The sequence below is a fragment of the Sinorhizobium mexicanum genome, from assembly GCF_013488225.1.
GTDB classification, from domain to species: domain Bacteria; phylum Pseudomonadota; class Alphaproteobacteria; order Rhizobiales; family Rhizobiaceae; genus Sinorhizobium; species Sinorhizobium mexicanum.
The window spans coordinates 702,853-724,834 of sequence record NZ_CP041241.1; the positions used below are offsets into that span (position 1 = coordinate 702,853).

General features: G+C 63.2%; 18 protein-coding genes. 13 read left to right on the forward strand and 5 right to left on the reverse strand.

Annotated elements, in window-relative coordinates:
• Positions 1–163: 163 nt before the first annotated feature.
• Positions 164–1,753, forward strand: a complete 1,590-nt coding sequence (locus FKV68_RS27530; protein WP_180943683.1) for a bifunctional aminoglycoside phosphotransferase/ATP-binding protein — start codon at positions 164–166, stop codon at positions 1,751–1,753.
• Positions 1,754–1,834: 81 nt separating this feature from the next.
• Here FKV68_RS27530 and FKV68_RS27535 read toward each other — a convergent pair whose 3' ends face one another.
• The 3 genes from FKV68_RS27535 to gntR all read right to left on the reverse strand — a co-directional run bounded on the left by FKV68_RS27535 (position 1,835) and on the right by gntR (position 7,358).
• Complete coding sequence (locus FKV68_RS27535; RefSeq protein WP_180943684.1) at positions 1,835–4,045, reverse strand: copper-transporting P-type ATPase; 2,211 nt, start codon at positions 4,043–4,045, stop codon at positions 1,835–1,837.
• 209 nt (positions 4,046–4,254) lie between these two features.
• Entirely contained in the window at positions 4,255–5,724 is a 1,470-nt protein-coding gene (locus FKV68_RS27540; protein ID WP_180943685.1) for a multicopper oxidase family protein, read from the reverse strand.
• A gap of 620 nt (positions 5,725–6,344) precedes the next feature.
• Positions 6,345–7,358 carry an HTH-type transcriptional regulator GntR gene (gntR, locus tag FKV68_RS27545; protein WP_180943686.1) on the reverse strand — a complete coding sequence of 338 codons (1,014 nt, stop codon included), beginning with the start codon at positions 7,356–7,358 and terminating at the stop codon, positions 6,345–6,347.
• A 278-nt stretch (positions 7,359–7,636) separates the two neighbouring features.
• On the opposite strand from gntR, the gene FKV68_RS27550 reads away from it, so the two are divergent.
• The 12 genes from FKV68_RS27550 (at position 7,637) to FKV68_RS27605 (ending at position 19,796) form a co-directional block, all read left to right on the forward strand.
• Positions 7,637–8,182, forward strand: coding sequence for a gluconokinase (locus FKV68_RS27550; protein ID WP_427916000.1), 546 nt, complete (start codon positions 7,637–7,639; stop codon positions 8,180–8,182).
• 389 nt (positions 8,183–8,571) lie between these two features.
• Entirely contained in the window at positions 8,572–11,235 is a 2,664-nt protein-coding gene (locus tag FKV68_RS27555; protein ID WP_180943687.1) for an ATP-binding protein, read from the forward strand.
• Positions 11,236–11,448: 213 nt separating this feature from the next.
• Positions 11,449–11,817: a hypothetical protein gene (locus tag FKV68_RS27560; protein ID WP_245181730.1), complete on the forward strand. Its 369-nt coding sequence runs from the start codon at positions 11,449–11,451 to the stop codon at positions 11,815–11,817.
• 93 nt (positions 11,818–11,910) lie between these two features.
• The gene (locus tag FKV68_RS27565; protein WP_180943688.1) at positions 11,911–12,111 is read left to right on the forward strand and encodes a hypothetical protein; all 201 of its coding nucleotides are present in this window, start codon (positions 11,911–11,913) and stop codon (positions 12,109–12,111) included.
• Between the two features lie 74 nt (positions 12,112–12,185).
• Positions 12,186–12,587 (forward strand): c-type cytochrome, encoded by a 402-nt coding sequence (locus FKV68_RS27570; protein ID WP_180943689.1) that lies wholly within the window; start codon positions 12,186–12,188, stop codon positions 12,585–12,587.
• Between the two features lie 258 nt (positions 12,588–12,845).
• Positions 12,846–13,430, forward strand: a complete 585-nt coding sequence (locus FKV68_RS27575; protein ID WP_180943690.1) for a thioredoxin family protein — start codon at positions 12,846–12,848, stop codon at positions 13,428–13,430.
• Between the two features lie 78 nt (positions 13,431–13,508).
• The gene (locus FKV68_RS27580) at positions 13,509–15,140 is read left to right on the forward strand and encodes an FAD-dependent oxidoreductase (protein ID WP_180943691.1); all 1,632 of its coding nucleotides are present in this window, start codon (positions 13,509–13,511) and stop codon (positions 15,138–15,140) included.
• A gap of 2 nt (positions 15,141–15,142) precedes the next feature.
• The gene (locus tag FKV68_RS27585; RefSeq protein ID WP_180943692.1) at positions 15,143–15,472 is read left to right on the forward strand and encodes a 4Fe-4S dicluster domain-containing protein; all 330 of its coding nucleotides are present in this window, start codon (positions 15,143–15,145) and stop codon (positions 15,470–15,472) included.
• 20 nt (positions 15,473–15,492) lie between these two features.
• Entirely contained in the window at positions 15,493–16,329 is an 837-nt protein-coding gene (locus FKV68_RS27590; protein ID WP_180943693.1) for an ABC transporter ATP-binding protein, read from the forward strand.
• Between the two features lie 12 nt (positions 16,330–16,341).
• A complete protein-coding gene (locus FKV68_RS27595; protein WP_180943694.1) occupies positions 16,342–17,208 on the forward strand; it encodes an ABC transporter permease in 867 nt (288 codons plus the stop codon).
• A 62-nt stretch (positions 17,209–17,270) separates the two neighbouring features.
• The gene (locus FKV68_RS27600; RefSeq protein ID WP_180943695.1) at positions 17,271–18,305 is read left to right on the forward strand and encodes an aliphatic sulfonate ABC transporter substrate-binding protein; all 1,035 of its coding nucleotides are present in this window, start codon (positions 17,271–17,273) and stop codon (positions 18,303–18,305) included.
• A 60-nt stretch (positions 18,306–18,365) separates the two neighbouring features.
• Positions 18,366–19,796 carry an MFS transporter gene (locus tag FKV68_RS27605; protein WP_180943922.1) on the forward strand — a complete coding sequence of 477 codons (1,431 nt, stop codon included), beginning with the start codon at positions 18,366–18,368 and terminating at the stop codon, positions 19,794–19,796.
• Between the two features lie 121 nt (positions 19,797–19,917).
• On the opposite strand, the gene FKV68_RS27610 is transcribed toward FKV68_RS27605, so the two are convergent.
• Positions 19,918–21,525, reverse strand: coding sequence for an MFS transporter (locus tag FKV68_RS27610; RefSeq protein ID WP_180943696.1), 1,608 nt, complete (start codon positions 21,523–21,525; stop codon positions 19,918–19,920).
• Positions 21,522–21,971, reverse strand: a complete 450-nt coding sequence (locus FKV68_RS27615) for a DoxX family protein (protein ID WP_180943697.1) — start codon at positions 21,969–21,971, stop codon at positions 21,522–21,524. The genes FKV68_RS27610 and FKV68_RS27615 overlap by 4 nt, the downstream gene beginning before the upstream one ends.
• Positions 21,972–21,982 lie beyond the last annotated feature (11 nt).

The window sequence follows — 21,982 nt, forward strand, 5'->3', positions numbered from 1 at the left end:
AAGCGAGTGACCGCATCCTTCATTGAGCTGCATCAAACCGCATGGCCGAGCGATCAGCCTGTAGCGTGGCTACTTGGTGAAACGCTTTAGCCGCTTGAGGGTTTCCTTCGGTGAATGCCTTGGTTGATCGGTATCAATGAGAACGATCCCCAAACGGCGTTCCATGGCAAGTCGGAGAAAGCAGGAGGAACGCGTGATAGCGGAAGACCAGACTGCGGCGGTCGCGTTTCTCAGCGCTCCCGCCTCTTATGGCACCACCGAGCTGATCGAGACGATGGAGACGCATATTTCCCGCATCTTCCTCGTCGGCCGGCGCGCCTTCAAAATGAAGCGCGCGGTCAAACTGCCCTACGTCGATTTCTCGACAGCGAGCCTCCGGCTCGATGCCTGCCAGAAGGAGGTGGAGCTCAATTCCGCGACCGCGCCAGGGCTGTATCTCGGCGTCCGGCGAATTACCCGCGAGAAGCATGGTACCTTGGCGTTCGGCGGCCGTGGAGAATTGGTGGACGCAGTGGTTGAAATGGCGCGCTTCGATCAGCAAGCACTCTTCGACCGAATGGCGATCGAGGGCACCCTGACCCCTGAGCTTATGACCGTGGCCGCGCAGATGATCGCACGCTTTCATCGCGCGGCGCCGGTCGTTCATGACGGGGGAGGCGCTGACAATATCGCCGGAGTGCTCCGGATCAATGCCGCGGGATTTGCAACGAGCCGGGTCTTTCAGCCGGATGAGCTCGCCGCCTTCACTCTCGCATTCGAGGGAGGGCTTGCGCGTCATGCGGCGCTGCTCGATCGCCGCGAGGCGGCAGGAAAGGTCAGGCGCTGCCATGGCGACCTGCATCTGCGTAACATCTGCCTGTTCGAGGGTGGGCCGCGGTTGTTCGATTGCATCGAGTTCAACGATCAGATCGCCACGGTCGACACACTTTATGACCTCGCCTTTCTGCTGATGGATCTCTGGCATCGCGGCTTCCAGGATCTCGCGAACCTGGTCATGAATCGTTACCTGGATGATTTGGATGACGAGGACGGTTTCGTGCTTCTGCCGTACCTGATGGCAATTCGCGCCGCCGTCAGGTCGCATGTCACCGCGACACAGGTGGAAGAAAGCGGGAAAGGCTCGGAGAAACTCGTTGCCGAAGCGAGGTCCTACTTCGACTTGGCGCGCTCGCTGATCGAACCGGTGCCGGCACGGCTGATCGCCATCGGTGGATTCAGCGGTTCGGGCAAGACGACGGTGGCAGAAACATTGGCTGCGCAGGTGGGCGCTCCGCCGGGAGCCAGGATTGTCGAGAGCGATCGCGTCAGAAAGGCCATGTTTGGCGTTGCCGCAGAAACCAGACTACCGCCCTCAGCCTACCGTCCCGAGGTATCGGAAAAGGTTTATCGCGAAATGGCAGAGAGGGCTCGCCTGATCCTGGCTACAGGAGGCACTGTGATTGTCGATGCGGTGTTCGACAATCCGCGAAATCGCAGCCTGATGGAAGAGCTTGCAGGTGAGCTCGGCCTCCCGTTCACGGCCGTATGGCTGAATGCCGAACCGACGCTTTTGCGTGACCGAGTTGCCTCTCGAAGCGGTGGGCCTTCGGACGCGGACCTCGACGTTCTATCCGGACAACTGGCTCGCGACGGCGGCGAGAGCGGCTGGAGTCGGATCGGTGCCGCTCGCAGCGCCGAGCAAATCGCCGCGGAGATCCTGCGCCTTCCGCAAGAACCGGTGCCGTTGCAACGTGCACCTGCGAAGGAGCCGTAGCGCTTCATTCTTGGAGCGAGGAAACGCTCTAACTCCTTGAAATTGTGCAGCTCCGGATGAGGCTCCTTACATGCTCCCATCTCATATCTGGGCACTCCTCAGCCTGAGAGCGTTGCCGATGACGCTGACGGAGGAGAGCGCCATGGCCGCGGCGGCGATGATTGGCGACAGGAGGAGCCCAAAGGCCGGATAAAGGACGCCGGCCGCAACCGGCACGCCGGCGGCGTTATAGACGAAGGCGAAGAACAGGTTTTGCCGGATGTTCTTCATCGTGGCGTGGCTGAGCTGCCGTGCCCGCGCGATGCCCTGAAGATCGCCCTTGAGCAACGTTACACCGGCGCTCTCGATCGCAACGTCCGTTCCGGTCCCCATGGCAATACCGACATCGGCCGCGGCTAGCGCAGGGGCATCGTTCACCCCGTCGCCGGCCATGGCAACGATCCGGCCCTCCCGGCGCAATCGGGCGACGATTTCGCTCTTATGCTCCGGCAGGATTTCGGCCTCGACTTCCTTGATCCCGAGCCTCCTCGCGACCGCATGCGCCGTGGTCTTGTTGTCTCCGGTCAGCATGACCACCCGCACACCTTCCTTGACGAGTGCCTCGACGGCAGCGGGTGTCGTGGACTTGATCGGATCGGAGATGGCAAAAAGTCCGCCGACGCGGGCATCGACCGCGGCAAAGATCACCGTCGCCCCTTCGCCTCGCAACGCTTCCGCCTTTTCGCTGAGAGAGGAAACGTCTACTTTTTCCTCGGCCATAATGCGGTGGCTGCCGATGACGAGCTTGCGCCCGTCGACGGAGCCGGTCACGCCCTTGCCTACCGGACTGTCGAAATCCTCCGCTGTGCCGAGGCTGAGGCCGCGCTCATGAGCGGCTTCCACAATCGCCGCCGCGAGGGGATGCTCGCTTGCGCGTTCCAGGGTGGCGGCGAGGCGAAGCAGTTCGGTCTCGGAAAATCCGTCGGCGACCTCGATCGATGTCACCTTGGGTTTGCCCTCCGTCAGCGTCCCGGTTTTGTCGACCACCAGCGTGTCGACCTTTTCGAAGCGCTCCAATGCCTCGGCATTCTTGATCAGCACGCCGAGCCGCGCGCCGCGTCCGACGCCGACCATGATCGACATCGGCGTGGCGAGGCCGAGAGCGCAGGGGCAGGCGATGATGAGCACGGCGACCGCGGCGACGAGCCCGTGCGCAAAGCGGGGCTCGGGTCCGACCGCCATCCACGTCGCAAACGCAATCACGGCAATGGCAATCACGACGGGGACGAACCAGCCGGAGACCTGGTCGGCAAGGCGCTGGATCGGTGCGCGCGAGCGCTGGGCATCCGCAACCATGTGCACGATCTGCGACAGCATGGTATCGCGCCCGACCTTCCCCGCTTCCATGACGAACCCGCCTGTGCGGTTCATCGTGCCGCCAATGAGCCTGGCGCCGACCTCCTTGGTAACGGGCATCGATTCTCCGGTAATCATAGATTCATCGACCGAACTGCGGCCCTCGACGAGAACGCCGTCGACCGGGACTTTCTCGCCGGGACGAACCCGCAGCCGATCTCCGACGACAACGGCTTCGAGCGGCACGTCCTCGTCTACGCCGTCATCGCGGATGCGACGGGCTGTTTTCGGGGCGAGATCCAGCAGAGCGCGGATCGCGCCTCCCGTCTGTTCGCGCGCCTGCAACTCCAGCACCTGCCCGAGCAGGACAAGCACCGTAATGACGGCGGCGGCCTCGAAATAGACCGCGATCGAGCCATCCACGGCGCTGAAGGTTGCCGGGAAGAGGCCGGGCGCAGCGGTGGCAACCACGCTATAGACCCACGCAACGCCGGTTCCCATCGCGATCAGCGAGAACATGTTGAGGTGTCGGTTGACGATGGATCGCCACGCCCGCTCGAAGAACGGCGCGCCTGCCCACAGCACCACCGGTGTTGCAAAGAGGAGTTGGAGCCAGTTCGATGTCTGCGCCCCAAGCAGCATGTGCAGATCGATGACATGGCCACCCATCTCGAGAGCAAGCACGGGTATCGTCAACACCAGGCCGACCCAGAACCGGCGCCTCATGTCGATGAGTTCGGCGCTCGGTCCGGTTTCCGCGGTTGTCACCTCCGGTTCGAGCGCCATGCCGCAGATCGGGCAATTGCCCGGGCCGATCTGGCGCACCTGCGGGTGCATGGGGCAGGTGTAGACGACGTCCTCCGCCTGTTCCGTCTGAGGAGCTGCCCCGTCACTCGGCTTCGTCGCGCTCTGCTGCACGGGATGGTGGTGATGCTTGTGATGCTCATGATCGTCCATTGGACACGACTCCGTTGGTAGACGCCCGTTGGTTGCCCGCGAGCTTGGCGCGGCTCCCAACGTGTTCGGCGATGCCGTTGCGGGCGAACGCCGAAGCGGAATACTGACCCCGCTGCACTGTTCCCTAATTCGAAGCGATCAAGGGGGAAGTTATGCAGCAATTCAAGGCGTTAGAGCACCGCGCGCTGGGACGCGCGGTGCTCTGGTGCTCAGTTCCGATAACTAACGAAGGACATCATCCCCGATGCCATGTGATAGAGGTGATGGCAGTGGAGAGGCCAGCGCCCGGGATTGTTCGCGTCGAAGGCAATCGCCACGCTCGTCATCGGCGGCACGACGACGGTATCCCGCACGGCCCCGCCCCGAAGGGGCAGACCGTCGATTCCGATCACTTGAAAATGATGCCCGTGAAGATGCATAGGGTGCGCCATCATCGACATGTTCTGCATGACGACCTCGATCCTGTCGCCCTGCTTCGCGCTCAAGGCATCACCGCCAATCTGCCAGTCGTAGCCTGCCATGTCGCCGGTCAGCGTCAGCGCGAAACGCTGATCTGCCGGGCGTCTCGGCAGCGTCGCGACTGCCGTCAGACTCCGCTCGAGCTCGAGGCCAACCACCGGGCCTGCGCCTTCGCCCTGGGACGCGAGCCTGCTTACCGTCGCGCCGGGCGGGGCGAGGATCACGCCGGTGCGCTCATTGGATCCTTCGCGCAAGGCGAGAACAGGGTGCGCCTCCGCAGTCTTCGGGAGTTGCAGACGGATATCGAGGCGCTGGCCCATGGAGATGGGGAAGCGGTTTCCCGCAATCGGCTGGATCGCCTGTCCATCCACCGCGATCAGTTGTCCGACGATCGGTCCGGTATCGATCGTGAAGGCCGTCGCCGTCGCGCCGTTTATGATGCGCAGCCGGACCCGGCCGCCGCTTTCGACCGCAACGACTTCGGGATCATCAAGCGTTCGATCATTGGCAAGATAGGCGTCATACTCGATGTCGTTGAGGTCCATGGCAGCCATTCCCGACATTGCGGCGCCGGACATGTGCCCGGCATGCATCCCGTCCGCCATGCCCTGCATCATCGAACCGTGATCGATTGGCATCCCGCCCTTTGCAGCGGCACCCTTGAGATTGGCGAGCAGTTCCTCGGCGGGCGTGAAGGAGAAGTCGTGAAGCAGGATGACGACCTCCTGCTCATCGCGCTTCAATTCCTCTGCCGTCCTGATGATCAACGGGGCGGCCAGCAGATTCTGCTCCTGCAGCGTATGCGCATGCATCCAGTGCGTGCCTCCTTGCCCTGCCGGGAAAGTGTAGCGCCGCGTCTCACCCGGCGTCAGCAGTGCGGCCGGATTATCCGGCACGCCATCCAGCTCCCAGGGTGGCGTCAGGCCGTGCCAGTGCATGAGCGTCGGCTCGCCGCCTTCGTTGCCAAGGGCGACGTCGAACTGGCCATTGGCGTCGAGCGTGAGGCCATGCCTTCCGTTCGGCTGGACGAGGCCGAAGACGTTCGCGGCTTTCCCTTTCACTTCGATCACGCGTGTGGAGATTGTAAGCGGAAGGGCATCCGCGTGCGATGACGGGTCCGTTGCCCGTTGCGGCCATGCTGGCGCCGGGAGCCATACCGGCGCCGAACCGATAAGTGTGGCGCCCGAAAGCAACCGGCCTAAGAATTGACGACGTTTCATATCTCGTTTGAACCTCTTTCCCGCGTCGGCAACGCCGACGAAACGGTCGCCATGCGCGAACCGCAGGCAACCGACGATCATTCCGCTGGGCGAGCGGAGCACATGTTCAGGCCTGGGTTCGGGGAGGGCCGAGAGCGGGAGGCGAGATTACGCCTGTGATAGAGCTTTGAGGATCAAGATATCGCTGACCATTGGAATCCAGCGACAGGACGATGGAATTGGCGGCCGGAAGCACGATACTGCACCAGGTGCACGCGCTCTGGCAGCAAGCCTTGTGGTCGTTGGGGCGATGGTCGCCCGAGTGGGTAATGTCCCCTGACGTCTCGGTGTGTTCGAGCGGCGCAACGTGGTCATCGCATGTCGAGGCAGTTGCGCCAGCCATGGGCGCGGCAAGGAACATGATCGCGACCAGCATGGCCAGCAATCCTCTCGCGCATCTCCAGGTCGTTTGGCGCATCGCGATCACGATTCCACTCGAACGTTTATCTGTATTCAAACACAGTGCCGTGCGGTTGCAAGTGCCGTGTTGACTTTGATCAAATAGGATGTCGCCCGGCGCAGGAAAGAGCAGCGATCGGCCGAAGTCGCTCGAATGGTTTTTTGGCGCCGTTCACCCGCCGTCAACTGCTCTCGCGAACGACGAGTTCGAAACCCAGGTCGATCGTCCTGTCGCGGACCTCGGCGCCCGCAAGCAGCGCCAGCATCAAATGCGCTGCATGTTTGCCGACATCCTCCCGAGGGGTGCGGATCGAGGTCAGTCGCGGAACGATGTGGGCGGACATCGGCAGGTCGTTGAAGCCGACGAAGGCGATGCGGCCTGGGATCGATATGCCCTGCCGTTGGGCCTCGAAAATCGCGCCGTGCGCCAGGTCGTCGTTGCAAAAGAAAATGCCGTCAACCTCCGGATGCTGGCGCAGCAGCCTGTCGAAGAGTTCACCGCCGAGCCCGACGGACGAGGGATCAGGCACCGCCAGCTCCAGTGCATCCACGCCCGCTTCGGCGAGTGCGCGCTTGAACCCTTCGCCGCGTCGCATGACGCGGGCGTCGAGCTGGGCCGCGACATAGGCGAGCCGGCGCTTTCCCCTCGCCAGAAGGTGCCGCGCTATCACGGCTCCGGCGTCTTCCTGCGAGAAACCAACCGAAAAGATGTCCTCGGATTTCTGGAGTTCCATCATGTGGACGCAGGGAACCTTGTTCGCTTCGAGCAGGCGCAGGGATGCCTCCGTGCGATCGAAGCCGGTGAGCAGGATGCCGCAGGGCTGGATGGCGAGATAGTTGCGGATGAGCTCCTCTTCCTCTTCCCGGGAGTAGTGGAAGTTTCCGATCAAGACGTCATAGCCGCGCGGGCGAAGGACGTTATGAATGGCATCGAGCGTCTCGATGAACAGTTGGTTCGAGAGCGCGGGAACAAGAACGACGACCGATTGGCTTCGCGCCGAGGCCAGCGTACGTGCGGCCGGGTTCGGTACATACCCTAGCGCCTTCGAGGCTTCGCGGACCTTCGACGCCAGCACCGGATCGACCGTCGGGACGTCGCGCAAGGCGCGTGATGCGGTGATCTGCGAGACGCCGGCAAGCTGTGCAACCTCGGCGAGGGTAGGGCGGCCGGTGGCGCGGGAGACTTCTTTACGCATGGTGCTTTGATACTTGCCAATACGGATTCGCTTCGGTAAGACAGCGCTACCTTACGAGGAATGCGATCTCGCCGCCACTGTATGGATCCTTAAATCCTGGTCGATTTAGATGATAAGACATGCAGTAAATTCAAAGCGCTACTGCGTCCTGTAGGCGTCTGATAAGACGCAGCGGCGCTGTAGGAGGGTTGTCGGCGATTTCGGGACGTTCATTTCCAGTCACCTCCGTGCCAATCGGCATGGAGGTGTTTTTTTACACTTGATGAGACAGCGCTATCTTGAGGAGGGCAAATATGGCCGGACAAATACGCGGTATCGTCGTCATGGGTGTTGCGGGCTGCGGAAAGAGCAGCGTTGGCGCCGCCATCGCCGATCGGTACCAAGGTCGCCTGATCGAGGGCGATGCTTTTCATCCGGCCGCCAACATTGCCAAGATGAGTGCAGGCGTCCCCCTTACGGACGAAGATAGGCACGGTTGGCTTTGCCGCCTCAGCGAGGAAGTCGCCGCGGCACTCGCTGCCGGGGAGCGCCCGGTCCTCACCTGTTCGGCGCTCAGGAAAAGCTATCGTGACCTGCTCCGCCAGGGGGAGCCAGGGCTTGGTTTCGTCTTCCTCGATCTGGCCCGGGATCTGGCCGGCGAACGCGTTGCCAAGCGTCCGGGCCACTTCATGCCGGCAAGCCTCGTCGAAAGCCAATACCGGACGCTCGAGCCTCCCCATCAGGAGCCGCTGACACTTGCCGTGGACGCAAGTCTGCCGCTGGAGGCGATAGCGGAGCAGGCTGTTCAATGGTGGCGGAAAGCCAATGGAACGAATCCTGCCTGAGTGTTCCAAGCAGCGATCACGATAGCGCTATCTCCCGCACCTTTTGCACCCATCAGGTGAACTTCGCATAGGTCGGGTGCGTCGCTGACGCGCGTTGGCCAGGGTGCCGAAGAACCAGGGACTTGTGCGCCCTGCTCAACCCGCGGTTCACTTCAATACTGTGCTTATTGCAACCCTCTGGTTCCAGGGCGGCAATAAGTTAGGCGTCTTCAACCGTGCGCCCGCTCTGGTTTCAGCGTTGTATCCAAGCAACCACAAGGGGATTACTCGATTTTTCGAAGAAAAAATTGAGGGCGCATCATTATTATTACCGAAATACGGTCGCAAACTCGTGCAAATCTCATCGTGTAAATCAGATCTTCTTGTTATACTCCCGATGGGGGTTAGCGATGCTGCTCGACCGAGAGGGTCCACTCGAGGCTTTGCTGAGTGCGGTGCGGAACGCCGCGGCCGGACGCGGCAGTGCTGTCTTGCTCGAAGGCGAAGCGGGAATCGGCAAGACCGCCCTCCTGCGCGAGTTCGCGGAGCATGTGGACAAGGGGCACCGGGTGCTGTGGGGTTGGTGCGAGGCGCTTTTTACGCCGTGCCCGCTGGGACCCCTGCAGGACATGAGGGAACTGCTTGACCCACGTGTGGCGGCACTGCTCGATCAGACGGCCCCGCCCGAGCGACTGTTCCCGGCACTCTTGAATGTCCTCCAGCACGCCGGTGACGCGATTGTACTGATCTTCGAAGATGTGCACTGGGCCGACAACGCCACGCTCGACCTGGTGAAATACCTCGGTCGCCGTATCTCTCTGCTGCCCGTCGTGCTCGTTCTCAGTCTGCGCAGCGATGAAATCGGTGCCGATCATCCGCTGACGCATGTCCTTGGCGACCTGCCATCTGCGTCGGTCACCCGTATAGCTTTGGAACCGCTGTCTCCCGAGGCCGTGACGGTACTGGCTGAACAGGCAGGTCGCTGCGGCGCTGACCTCTATCGCGTCACGGAGGGCAATCCGTTCTTCATCACCGAACTTCTGGCAAGCGGCGAGACCGAGCCGGGGCGCGTGCCGGATTCCATACGCGATGCGGTCTGGGCGCGTCTTTCACGGCTGACCGCGGGCGAACGGGACGTGCTGGAGGTGATCAGCATCGTACCGGGCAGCGTAGAGCGGTGGCTGCTCCGGGCATTGCTCGGCGTCGAGGCCGAACCACTGGTGGACCAGTGCGTCGCGCGCGGATTGCTGCAGCGAGACAATCAGGACGCCCTGATGTTCCGGCATGAACTTGCCCGGCAGGCGACGCTCGACCGGCTGCCACCGAGCCTTCAGAGGTCCCTCCATGCAAAGGCGGAGGCGGCGATATCGCAACTCCCGACGGCGCACCCGTCTGCCCTGCTTTCGCGCCGGGTCCATCATGCCGCCGGAGCCGAAGACGGAGCGCGCGTCCTCGAACTTGCACCACGGGCTGCGGCTCATGCTGCCCGTCTCGGCGCCCATCGGGAGGCCGCTTCGCATTTGGCAATGGCCCTCAAGTACGTTGCGCAAGCCACACCTGAGCAGGCCGCTCAGCTTTACGAGGCTTGGGCCTACGAGGCGGGACTGGCGCTGCTGGTCTACGAGCCGGTGATCGAGGCGCACCATCGCGCAATCGAGATCTGGCGCGAACTGGGGCGCACCGACAAGATCGGTCCCAATCTGTGCAGGTTGTCGCGGCTGCATTGGCGCCGCGGCGAGGGCAAGCCAGCGGAGGACTACGCAGACCAGGCGGTGCGCGAAATGGAAAAGCTGTCGCCCGGGTCGGAATTGGCGATGGCTTACAGCACGCGCTCTCAGTTCCACATGCTGCACTACCGCTTCGACGAAGCGATAGACTGGGGCTTGCGTGCGATCGCTCTCGCCGATCAACTTGGGGAGGTCGAAACGCGCGTCCACGCTTTGAACAATGTCGGCACCGCGCTTCTTTTCGCCGACCGCCCGGGCGGTCGGGAGCGGTTGGAGGAAAGCTTGGCGCTGGCGCTTGAGCACGGATTTCACGACCATGCCGTGCGGGCCTACACCAATTTTGCGGAGTGCGCCGTTGCCTCCAAGGATTTTGCCTTGGCTGAACGCTTGCTGGCCGAAGGCATAGCACTCGCGACCAAACACGATCTCGATTCAGCGGCACAATACCTGCTCGGGCGGCAGGCGCAGCTTCGCCTGGAGCAGGGCCGGTTCAGAGAAGCCGAAACCATTGCCCAGGGCGTCATGAATCTGGAGCGCTTGGCGATGGTCATGCACCTGCCGGCCCTCACGGTACTCGGAAGGGTGCGCGTGCGACTGGGTGAGGCCGGTGGCCTGGATCTGCTCCAGCAAGCGCTCCAGGAAGGGCAGGCGACGGGTGAGCTCCAACGGATCGTGCCGGTGCGCATGGCGTTGGCAGAAGCCGCCTGGCTTGCCGAAGACCAGAATGCCAGCGACGAACAACTGACCGCGCTCGCCGCGATGGACCTCGACAACTTCCGTGCCTGGGATTTGGGCGAACTGGCCGTCTGGTGGCAGCGATGCGGTATGGCTAAGCCGCTGCCGACGTCGACCGCGCGGATTCCCTTACGTCGATCCTGCGAACTCCGCGGCAATCCGCTGGCGGCGGCTAAGGAATGGGAACGCTTGGGGCTTCCCTATGAAGCGGCGCTTGCCCTGATGCAGGTTCGCGGAGCCGAAGTCGGGCCGGCATTGGCTCGTGCCGTGAGCATATTCGAGTCGTTGGAGGCGCGTCCCGCCGCCATGCTGGCGCGAAAACAGGCGCAGTGTCTCGGTATTGCGGATCAGTTGCCGAAAGCCCGCAGAGGGCCATACGGGGCGGCTCGCCGTCACCCCCTTGGCTTGACGCGGCACGAACAACAGGTGCTCGCCTTGATGGCAGAAGGCATGAGCAACAAGGAAGCGGCCCGGCGTTTGTCGCGCTCGCCGCGCACGATCGAGCATCAGGTCTCGTCCGTGCTCGGCAAGTTCCACGCGGCCAACCGGATGGAAGTCCTCCTGCGCCTGCGCGGCGAGCCGTGGCTTCTGTCGGCCAGCGATGTGCTGTAAGCGCTAGACCGTTAGGCAAGCTCGCGAAAATTAGGGGATCGGCCGCGGCAAATTGGGGGACCGCACCGATTTTGCCTGAGTTCATCCGCGCATAGGCTGAGCGTGTCACCATTGGAACAGACAATCTGCCGCACTGCGCGTCTTATAACATCTCCAGAGGACTATGTAGCCCTTTGAGTTGGGCAGTTGATGGCTCACGGAGGAGGGACAGCGATGACCAGACATTCTATCGCATTCGCAATGGGCTTGCTCGCCATGACAGGCGCGGCGGCGGCGTCGGACCTGAAGGCAGGGAACGGCCACAGCGTTCATCTCGGCCGCTTCGATGGCGCTGTGTATTACACGGTCGAAAAGGACGGCTACCGGGTGGTTGCGACCGTGGCCCCGGGAGCAGACGAGCAGCCGATCCGCTTCGTATCTACGCTCGGACCGGGTCAGCGGCTGCTGATCTCCGTGCCTCAAGCGATCGGCCAGCCTTCTGCCGACTTGGAGATCATACGCGATGGCGAAGTCCTTGTCGTAAACGAGCCGGGCACCAATCGGTTCGACAGCGTGACGACCAGCGCCATACTCGAGAAGTGACCGATCCTATTGATCGGTCCAGAATCCTTGGGCGATCACTGACATTTCGGGGTGTGAACGCCGCCAGCACGAGAGCTTCGGAAGGGGGGAACGATGCTCTACACGCTCACTATGTTGGTTTGCCTGTCGAACACGCCTGACGCTTGCGAGGTCCGCGAAGAAGTCGTTTGGGATCTGGCCGCGAATCCAGGCGTCGCCTTCATGCAGGCGCAGGCATTCGTCGCGCGTTGGACCGACGAGCATCCCGGTCGTTTCGTGCAGCGGTGGAGGCTTTTGCCGGACCTGAGGGTCTGAGATCGTTCACGCAGGTCTAAGGCCAATCCCATCGTGGACGGTCACACCGCGATGCGCCGTCGAGGCAACAGGACATGCGCCGATTGCAGTATCTGGTTTTGTTCGCTGTCGTCTGCTGTGGCCTTGCGGGCGGGGGAAGCTTCGCAGCCACCGACAGGTTTTACAGGGTCGTCGACGGCAAGGCCGATGCGCGGACCTATAACGGCTATCGGCGCTATAATGCCGGCTGCAACCATTGCCACGGCCCCGATGGAATAGGCTCGAGCTTCGCATCCTCGCTCGTCGCCCGACCGCTCGGTATCGAGGAGTTCAGGCGCGTCGTGCGCAACGGACGGAGCAGTGGCGGCACTTCGGTCATGAAGGGCTTCGGCGACGATCCCAATTTCGCTCCCTATATCGACGACATCTACGCCTATCTGCAGGCCCGCGCCGAAGGCGCGCTCGGTCGCGGGCGGCCTCAGAGATTAGAGCCGTAGCACCGCTTTGAAGGCGGGCATCCGGTCGAACGGCTGGCGGCGATACAAAACACGTTTTCGCCCGCTGTTCGACTGTTGGCAACGTGGCTTCGCGCCACGCCCGACCGTGAACGGGAATCAAGACTTTTCCACGCAACGGCGCTCTGTAGGGTCAGCGTTCGAATGATTTCGGCGCGGGCGAAAATTCATTCCTTTAATGATGATAAAAAACATGGTTTTGATAGATTAATGCATCAACACGTGAGGAGAACACCCCAGATGCCCAAGACCCAATCCAACCCGATCACGCTTGGCACCAGCGCACCGGATTTCATTCTGCCGGACGCCGATGGCAACCTGTTCAAGCTTGACGACTTCAAGGGCAGCCCGGCGGTGCTTGTCGCCTTCATCTCCAATCGTTGTCCGTTCGTCGTGCTCATCCGCGAAGAGCTTGCGAAATTTGCCAAGGAATACGCCGCTAAAGGGCTCGCCGTCGTCGCGATCAATGCGAACGACGCCTCCGATCATCCGGAAGAAACGCTGGCTCGCATCGGAGAGGAGGTCAAGGCCTACGGGTATGGTTTCCCTTATCTGAAGGACGCTTCCCAATCCGTTGCCAAGGCCTACGGGGCCGCGTGCACGCCGGATTTCTTCCTCTATGACGGCGCGCGTCAGCTTGCCTATCACGGCCAGTTCGACGACGCCCGCCCCGGCAATGGCAAGCCGGTCACGGGCGCGGATCTGCGTGCGGCGGTCGACTCGGTGCTGAAGGGAGAGTCCGTTTCGAACCAGGTGCCGTCGATCGGCTGCAACATCAAGTGGACGGCCGGCAACGAGCCGTCGTGGTTCTCGACGGCCGCGTAACCAGAGCGGGTCACCATCGTGTTCGACCGGCCGGTGTCGGCGGCCGAACAGCACCGGCATCCTGGAGAAAGCTGCCTCATGGCATCCCTGCACAAGACGCGGTCCGTGGAAGACGGCCAACCGATTGAAGCCGACGTTCTCGTCGTCGGCGGCGGCCCATCGGCTGCATGGGCAGCATTGTCGGCGGCTGAAGCCGGTGCGAAAGTCGTTCTCGCCGACAAGGGGTATCATGGCACCAGCGGCGCCACGGCTCCCTCCAACACAGGAACGTGGTGCGTGCCTCCGGGGGAGGGGCGAGCAGCCTCCGTCGAGCAGCGCTGGAAGCGCACGGCAGGCCTGGCCGACAAGCGCTGGATGTTGCGCTGCGCCGATCGGGCCTATGAGAACCTGCTGAAGCTCGCCGAATGGGGCTATCCGTTCCCAAGCGAAGATGACGGTGCGCTCTACATCGCCAACCTGCGCGGTCCGGACTACATGCGCTTCATGCGCCGCCGCGTGCAGCAGGCCGGTGTCCAGATCCTCGATCATCATCCGATCCTCGAACTGCTCGGTGACGACCGTCGTGTCGGCGGCGCGGCGGGACTGTCGCGGCGCAGCGGCGCGAATTTCCGCGTCGCTGCGGGCGCGGTGGTGCTGGCCACGGGCGGATGTGCTTTCTTCGAGCGCATCCTGGGTGGTACGGGGCTGACCGGCGATGGCTATCTCCTCGCGGCAGAGGCCGGCGCTGCCCTCTCGGGCATGGAATTCACGGGCAAATACACTCTTGCCCCGCACGGCTCGTCGCTGAACAAGGGACTGCCTTTCCGTTGGGCGACCTTCTATCGGGAAAACGGCGAGCCATTGCGGGATGCCCGTGGCGAGCCGGTGACCAACGGCATCGGCGGCGGCGAACGCTCGATCGCCGAGGCCCTGTTGTCCGGTCCCGTCTATGCGAGGCTCGATCTCGCCGAACCTGCCATGCAGGACTGGCTTCGGCGCGGCCAGCCGAACTGCTTTCTCCCCTATGACCGTCTTGGGATCGATCCGTTCCGGGACCTATTCCGTGTGGACCTCAAATACGAGGGTACCGTGCGTGGTACCGGCGGCATCCGGCTTACCTCGTCCGAATGTGCGACCGGGGTGAGCGGCCTTTACGCAGCCGGTGATGCCGCCAGCCGCGAGAATGTCACGGGCGGTATTTCCGGCGGCGGTGCGATCAACGCATCCTGGGCCATCGCCAGCGGCTGGTGGGCCGGGCAGGGCGCGGCAGCCCATGCGCGCCGGTACCGCGACCACGACTCGTCGTGGCTTAGGCCCCTCGGCGCGACGGGGCTGAGGGGAACCGGCCGAGATGCCGGGATCGACCTTGGCGCCGCAGCCAAAGCAGTTCACGCGGAGATCGCACCGCTCGGCAAGAGCTACTGGCGCTCGGCCGCGGGCCTCGAGGCGAGCAGCGCCCGGCTCGATGCTCTCTGGAAGCGCTTGAACAACGCGTTGCCAGCGACCGGCGCCGAACGGCTGCGCGCCCGAGAGGTCGCCGCGGTGACGGCGAGTGCCCGCTGGACCGTTACTGCTGCCCTTGCGCGCACCGAAAGCCGCGGCGTGCACAGGCGCAGGGACTATCCGCAGGAACAAGACGCCCAGGCGGCGAGAATTATTGTCTCCGGTCTCGACAGGGTGACCGCGACACGCGAGCAGCCGGTGCTTGATGCCGCGCAGGAGGGATACTGATCATGATCGAGGTGATCTCCGCCGATCGCTGCATTCGCTGCGACATCTGCGAGCGAGTCTGTCCGGCATTCGTCTTCGATCGTGACGAGACGGGCCTGCCCGCCATCGCCCGGCAGGATGACTGTCAGACCTGTTTCCTCTGCGAGATCTATTGCCCGACCGATGCGCTTTACGTTGCCGAGCAGGCCGACGGGCCGACCGGTATTGGCGAAGCGGAGGTCGCGGCTTTGGGCCTGTTCGGCAGCTACTCGCGCTCACTTGGTTGGAGACGTGGTCAGGCAGGCGGCACCGACCGGGACCCCACACACCACATCCGCGTCGCGCAGGTCTAAGGCCGAGGAGGGCCCATCCCATGGAACGTATCGTTGTCAATTCCGTGCGCAAGACGTTCGCGCTGAAACCGGGACAGACCGTCACCGTGGACGGCAGGGTCAGCAACCGGATCCCGGTCCTGGACGGCATCGACCTCACGATCCGCAAGGGTGAGTTCATTACCCTCGTCGGGCCGTCGGGGAGCGGCAAATCCGTGCTCCTCGACATCATCGCCGGGCTGACCGAAGCCTCGTCCGGCGTCGCGTCGATCGATGGCGCCGAAGTGCGAAAGCCGCATTCCCAGACGGCCTACGTCTTCCAGCAATATGCGCTCTTTCCCTGGCGAACGGCGCTGGAGAATGTCGAATATGCGTTGGAGGTGCGCGGCGCGCCGGCGGCCGTGCGGCGGGAGAAGGCGCTTTATTTCCTCAACCTGTTCGGGCTCAAGGGTTTCGAGGACCGCTTTCCTTCGCAGCTCTCCGGCGGCATGCAGCAGCGCGTAGCCATCGCGCGGGCGCTGTCGACCGAACCGCAGGTCCTGCTGATGGACGAGCCCTTCGCTGCGCTCGACGCTCAAACGCGGGACATCCTGCAGAGCGAACTCCTGCGCATTTGGGAGCAGATCAAGACCACTGTGGTCTTCGTAACGCACTCTATCGACGAGGCGATCTTTCTCGCCGACCGGGTCGTGGTGATGACCGCGCGGCCCGCCAAGGTAAAGGAGATCATCGACGTCGACCTGCCGCGTCCGCGCGAGATCGATATCCGCAACACCGATGCCTTCAACGCCTATCGCGCCTGGGTGTGGAACAGCCTTCGCGACGAGGTCAGCAAGGCTCAGCGCGACTGGGCGCTGGCTTCGGCCTACGCCAATTAAAGGGAGGGCCGCATGAGCCTGGTCACCGACAGAACACCTTCCGTCCGCTCGCCGCTTGCCTTCTGGCGTCGGCATTCGTCCCTTTTTAATGGCTCCAACGCGGTTGGCGGGGCGCTCACGACCTTCTCCCTCGGCCTTCCGGCGCTGATCGCCTTCGCGCTGCTCTGGGAGATTGCGCCGCGCGCCGGCTGGATCAACGCGCTGTTCTTTCCGCCGCTCAGCCAGGTACTCGCCTCTCTTTGGGACATGGCCGAGAGCGGACAGCTTGCCGCCCATATCGGCATCAGCCTGCAGCGCGCCGCGATCGGGCTCGTTCTCGCGGTGGTTACCGCGGTTCCGCTCGGCTTTCTCATGGGGAGATACACGGTTTTCGAAAAGGTCAGCGATTTTCTCGTCCAGACTCTCAGGAATACGTCGCAGTTTGCGCTGCTACCCGTTTTCATCCTCGTCCTCGGCATTGGCGAGGCTTCCAAGATCGCGATTACCTTTTACGCGGCGGTTTTCTTTCTCCTCATCAACACGATCGTTGGAGTGAAGTCGGTCGATCCGCTGCTCGTGAAGGCTGCCCGCTCGATGGGAACCTCCGACTGGGACCTCTTCAAGAAGGTCATCTTCCCTTCGGCGATCCCTTCGATCGTGGCCGGGGCGCGGCTCGGCGTTAAGACCTCGCTCTTTTCGGTCATCGCCGCCGAAATGCTCGCCGCCCAATCCGGCATCGGTTACCTGATCCAGCATTCCTCGCTGATGCTTGAGACCGACCGCATGTACGCAGGCATCCTGACGCTGACGATCATCGGTCTCCTGCTCAACTACGGCCTCGTCGCCGCAGAACGGCGCGCCACGCGCTGGCGCGGCACGGGCGAAGGCGGACCGAACTGAGCCAGACGCACGAAGCCGCATTTCCAACGCTAACCCGATTGCACCCGAAAAGGACCCGCCCCATGGCACGCACCGTTCGCAGTTCCTTGCGCCGCACCTTCCTGAAGCTTGCCCTTGCGCTATCCGTCGCCCCGCTCGTGGGATACGCGCCCGCTTTTGCGGATAGCGCCAAGCCCGACACCATTCGCATCGGTTCGACCGCGCCGGGACATCTGAAGTTCATTCTCTTCCGCAGCAAGAAGATCCTCGAGGAAGAATTCGCCAAGGACGGCATCAAGGTCGAACTGACGACCTTCGACGGCGGCTCGGCCGCGTCGGTCGCGCTCGGGTCCGGCGCGCTCGACTTCACCTATATCGGCAACAATCCGTCGTTGCGCCTCGCAGCCACGGGCGCCGATGTCAAGCTGATCGGCCTCTCGAGCTGGGTCAGGTCGAACGAGACGCAGATCGTCGTACGTCCAGACTCGCCGATCCAGAAGCTTGAAGACCTCAAAGGCAAGAAGGTTGCCTATCTCTCGGGCACAGTCCGCCACTCGACCTTCGCCAAGGCGCTGAAATCGGTCAACCTCGGCATCGCCGACGTCGAGAGCCTGAACCTTGGTATAGAGAACTCGGGTCCAGCACTCGCGAGGGGCGATGTCGACGCGATCGTCGAAAGCAATGGTCCGGTCCAGAAGCTCGTCGACGCCGGGCAGGCGCGGCTGATTTACGATGCCGGCGTTTCCGGCAACCCCGAATGGGCGGTGCCGCATCTCCTCAGCGTCAATGGCGAATTCGCCCGGAAATATCCCGAGATCGTGGCGCGTGTGCTTGCCGTCGACCTCGCCCTGTCGCGCTGGGTCGATGCAAATCCGGAGGAAACCATCAATATCTTCGTCAAGGAGACCGGCAACAGCGAGGCGGCTGTCCGGTCGACCTATGCGAATGGCCAATTCTGGCAAAACCCGGAAATCACCGATGAAGCCGTCCGGGCGCTCCAGGGCGAGGAAGCCTTCATGGCGGAGGCCGGCCTTCTCAAGGGCAAGGTCGACTACGACAGCTGGGTCGACCGGTCTTACTACAACGCAGCCGTGAAGAAGGTTGCGGCAAGCAACTGAAGCCTTATTATGACGCCGGCCCCAGAGGCCGGCGTTTCCTCCTCCTTTTGCCATTCCCCAATGTCCTTCATCTCCTCGATTTCCCAGCCTCTGCATCGCTCGCGCCTGGTTTCCGGCATTGTGGCCGTCGCCTTTTTCATGCAAATGCTGGACAGCACCATCATCACGACCTCGCTGCCGGCGATGGCCTCGGCCTTCTCAACGGACGTCGTGTCGCTGAATATCGGATTCACGGCCTATCTTCTTGCAATGGCTGTCTTCATTCCGCCTGCGGGCTGGCTTGCCGATCGGTTTGGCGCCCGCAGCGTCTTTCTCTCGGCCATCGCTCTTTTCACGATTTCCTCCGTCGCCTGCGGCGTCGTCTCGAGCCTTGGCGAGTTCACCGCCGCGCGCCTCGTGCAGGGCACCTCGGCGGCGCTGATGACACCGGTCGGACGGCAACTGGTTCTCCGCAATGCGCCGAAGGCCGAGCTGGTGCACGCGATCGCGACGATCACATGGCCGGCGCTGATCGCGCCCGTGCTCGGGCCGCTTATCGGCGCGTGGATCACGACCAACATCGGATGGCAATGGAACTTCTTCATCAACGTGCCGCTCGGGCTAGCCGGCGTCTTGCTGGTCGCCGCTTTCGTCCCGCGCGAGCCGGCGGAGCGTGCTCGACCTTTCGACTTCAAGGGCTTCTTCCTGACGAGCGGAGCGCTTGCCTCGATCCTCGCGGGGCTCGAACTCTCCTCTTCGCCGAATGGCAGCGGCGTAGCCGCTGCTTTGGTGATCGCAGGAGGGATGCTGGCGGTCTTCGCTGTTCGGCATCTCAATCGCAACAGGGCCGGGCTGCTCGACCTTTCGGTGTTGAAAATCCCGACCTTCGCGCTGGCGACGCTTTCATCGGGAACTGCCGGACGGCTTGCGATAAACGCCACGCCGTTCCTGCTACCCTTGCTCTTTCAGGTTGGCCTCGGCTTCAGTGCCGTCGAGACCGGGACGTTGGTGCTTGCGTATTTTCTCGGCAACCTCTTGATGAAGAGCGTGACGACGCCGCTGCTCCGCCGCTTCGGCTTCCGCAGGCTTCTGGTGGTCAACGGCATCATCGCCTCTGCGTCGCTTGCGGCCTTCGCTGCCGTCGGGCACGAAACGCCTCGCATCTTGCTGCTTGCCCTGTTGCTTGCCGCCGGCCTCTCGCGGTCGATGCAGTTCACCTCGCTCAACACGATCTCCTTTGCCGACGTGACCACCGACCAGCGCAGCGCGGCCACGACCATCTCCGCCATGCTGCAGCAGCTCTCCCAGCTTCTCGGCGTCGCCGTTGCCGCCGCCGTCATCCGGTTCTCTGCTGGCGCACGGAATCTCGCCGAGGGTGAGCACGCGGGCCTCGCGGACATCCGCGTCGCCTTCGTGGTCATCGCAGTGATCGGCCTTGTTTCGGCATTGCGCTTCCTCGCATTGCCGTCTGACGCCGGCGCCGAAGTCTCCGGCCACCGTGCCTTGGGCTAGAGCATTCCAGGAAAAGTGTGTAACGGTTTTCCGTCCGGAATTGCGTAGTTTCAAAGAGTTAGATCATTTCACTGTTCAACGGAACAATGAAAAAATCAAGTTCGCGGTGAATCGCAGCCGACTAACAGCGGCGATTGCCGCGTGGCCGGTTGAGGGCGAGGAAGTGGTTCACGACAGGCGTCTCCGGTCCCTGCTGAAAGCGCCGAACTTCCTGCTGCACATCGGCGTCCGCCTTTGATACGCGCCGATGTTGCCTGAGGTGCTCGGCCCAGGACTCGACCATGAACCATTCGACGATCCGTTCCGGATCAGCCGCATCTTCCGTCACACCCCAGCTATAGGCGCCATCTCGCCGCCGCTCCTGCGACAGGCGATGGATGGCATCGAGAAATCCGTCCCTGTCGGCTTTTGCCACCCGATATTCGATGAGGATCATCACCGGGCCTCGGTCATTCTCGACGGGTTCGGCCGTGAGCGGCTCCGGCCAGTGGTTGGAAGGGACGAGATCGGCCTCGCCTCTCGGAAGCTTGAGCGGGTGAAAGAGGAGGCCCACGGCGAACAGTCCGGCAGCGCCGATCAACAGGGTGACCGGAACACCAGCCGCCTCGGCGACAACGCCCCAAATAAGGCTGCCGGCGGTCATCGCTCCGTTGAACACGGTCAGATAGACTGCCAGGGAACGGCCGCGCACCCAGTTGGGCAGGATCGATTGTGCGGCGCCGTTGAGCGTCGTTAGGGCGGTAATCCAGGCGGCCCCGAGGGCGAGAAGCACCACGGGCGCCAGCCATTGCGGGGGCGCGAACGAGAGGCCGGTCATGACCGCAGCCGTAACGATCACGGCACCGAGAATCAGCGAGTCGGGATCGACGCGGGCGCGCAAGGTCGGCATCACGATGGCACCCGCGATTGCGCCGGCGCCGACGGCGCCAAGCAGGATGCCGTAGTAACCTGCGTCGCCACCCAGGAGATTGCGGGCAACCAGCGGCAGCAGCGCCCACACGGCACTCGAGAAGGCGAAGAAGACCGCGGCCCGCAGCAAGACAACGTGCAGCTCGTGGCTGGCCCTGGCGTAGCGCAAGCCGGCGCGGAAGGCGCCCGCGAATTTTTCCGAAAGCGCGTCCTCGATATCCGGCGGCCGTTTCCACCAGAGGAGCGCGGCGATGACGAAAAGATAGCTGATGACGTCGACGCCGTAGGTCACGGCGGCGCCGAACCACGCGAGCAGCAGGCCGCCCGCCGCAGGCCCAATCGACCGCGCGATGTTGATGCCAAGCGAATTCAGTGCGACGGCGCTCTTGACGTCCTTCCTCTCGACCAGTTCGGGCACGATCGCCTGCCAGGTCGGTGCGATGAGCGCAGCCCCGATACCGCCTGCGAAGGTCAGCGCGATCAGCGAGCTTACCGACTGGAGGCCGGTTGCCGAGAGAAGCAGCAGGCAGACGCTGACGCAGGCAAGCATCAGTTGGATGACGATCAGAAATTTTCGCCGGTCGAGGATGTCCGATAGGACACCGGCCGGGATCGCCAGGAGGAAGATCGGAAGCGTGGCGGCCGCCTGGATCGTGGCGACGGCGGCGGGCGCGGGCGAAAGGTCGGTCACCAGCCACGCGCTCGCGACATCGCGGATGAAGCTGCCGGTGTTGCCGATGACGGTTGCAATCCAGAGCGTCGCGAAGACCTTCTGGCGAAGCGGTGCGAAGCCGCTGGAGGGGACCGTCGCGTCCGTCATGGCTGGCCGGACCTCCGCTCATGAAGGTCTTGCCATGCGACGATCAGGAACGCGCCGACGAGGCCCAGATGCTCGAAGAACGCATTGGTCGCCATGACACGCTCCTGTCCCGGGGCGAGTTCCCAGAAGCGCAGGGCGACGAAAGTCGCCGCCAGCGTGAAGGCGGCAAGCGCAAGGGCCGCGAGCCAGCGGAAGAAGCCACTCAGAACCATTGCCGACGCGGCGAGTTCGAAGACGATTACCGCTACGGCGAAGAAGGGTGCAGGATGCAGGCCGAAATGGTTCATCTCCGCGATCGCCCCGCCAAAGTCGAAGATCTTCGTCAATGGCCCCTGGATATAGGCGGAACACAGGGCAAGCAGCGCCGCGAACCGCAGGGCCGGGGCGCCGAACAGCGGCCTTGCGCGGGCCGCGAGCCGGGTTTCGAGCGTGGAAGCCAATGTCATGGCGCCTCCCT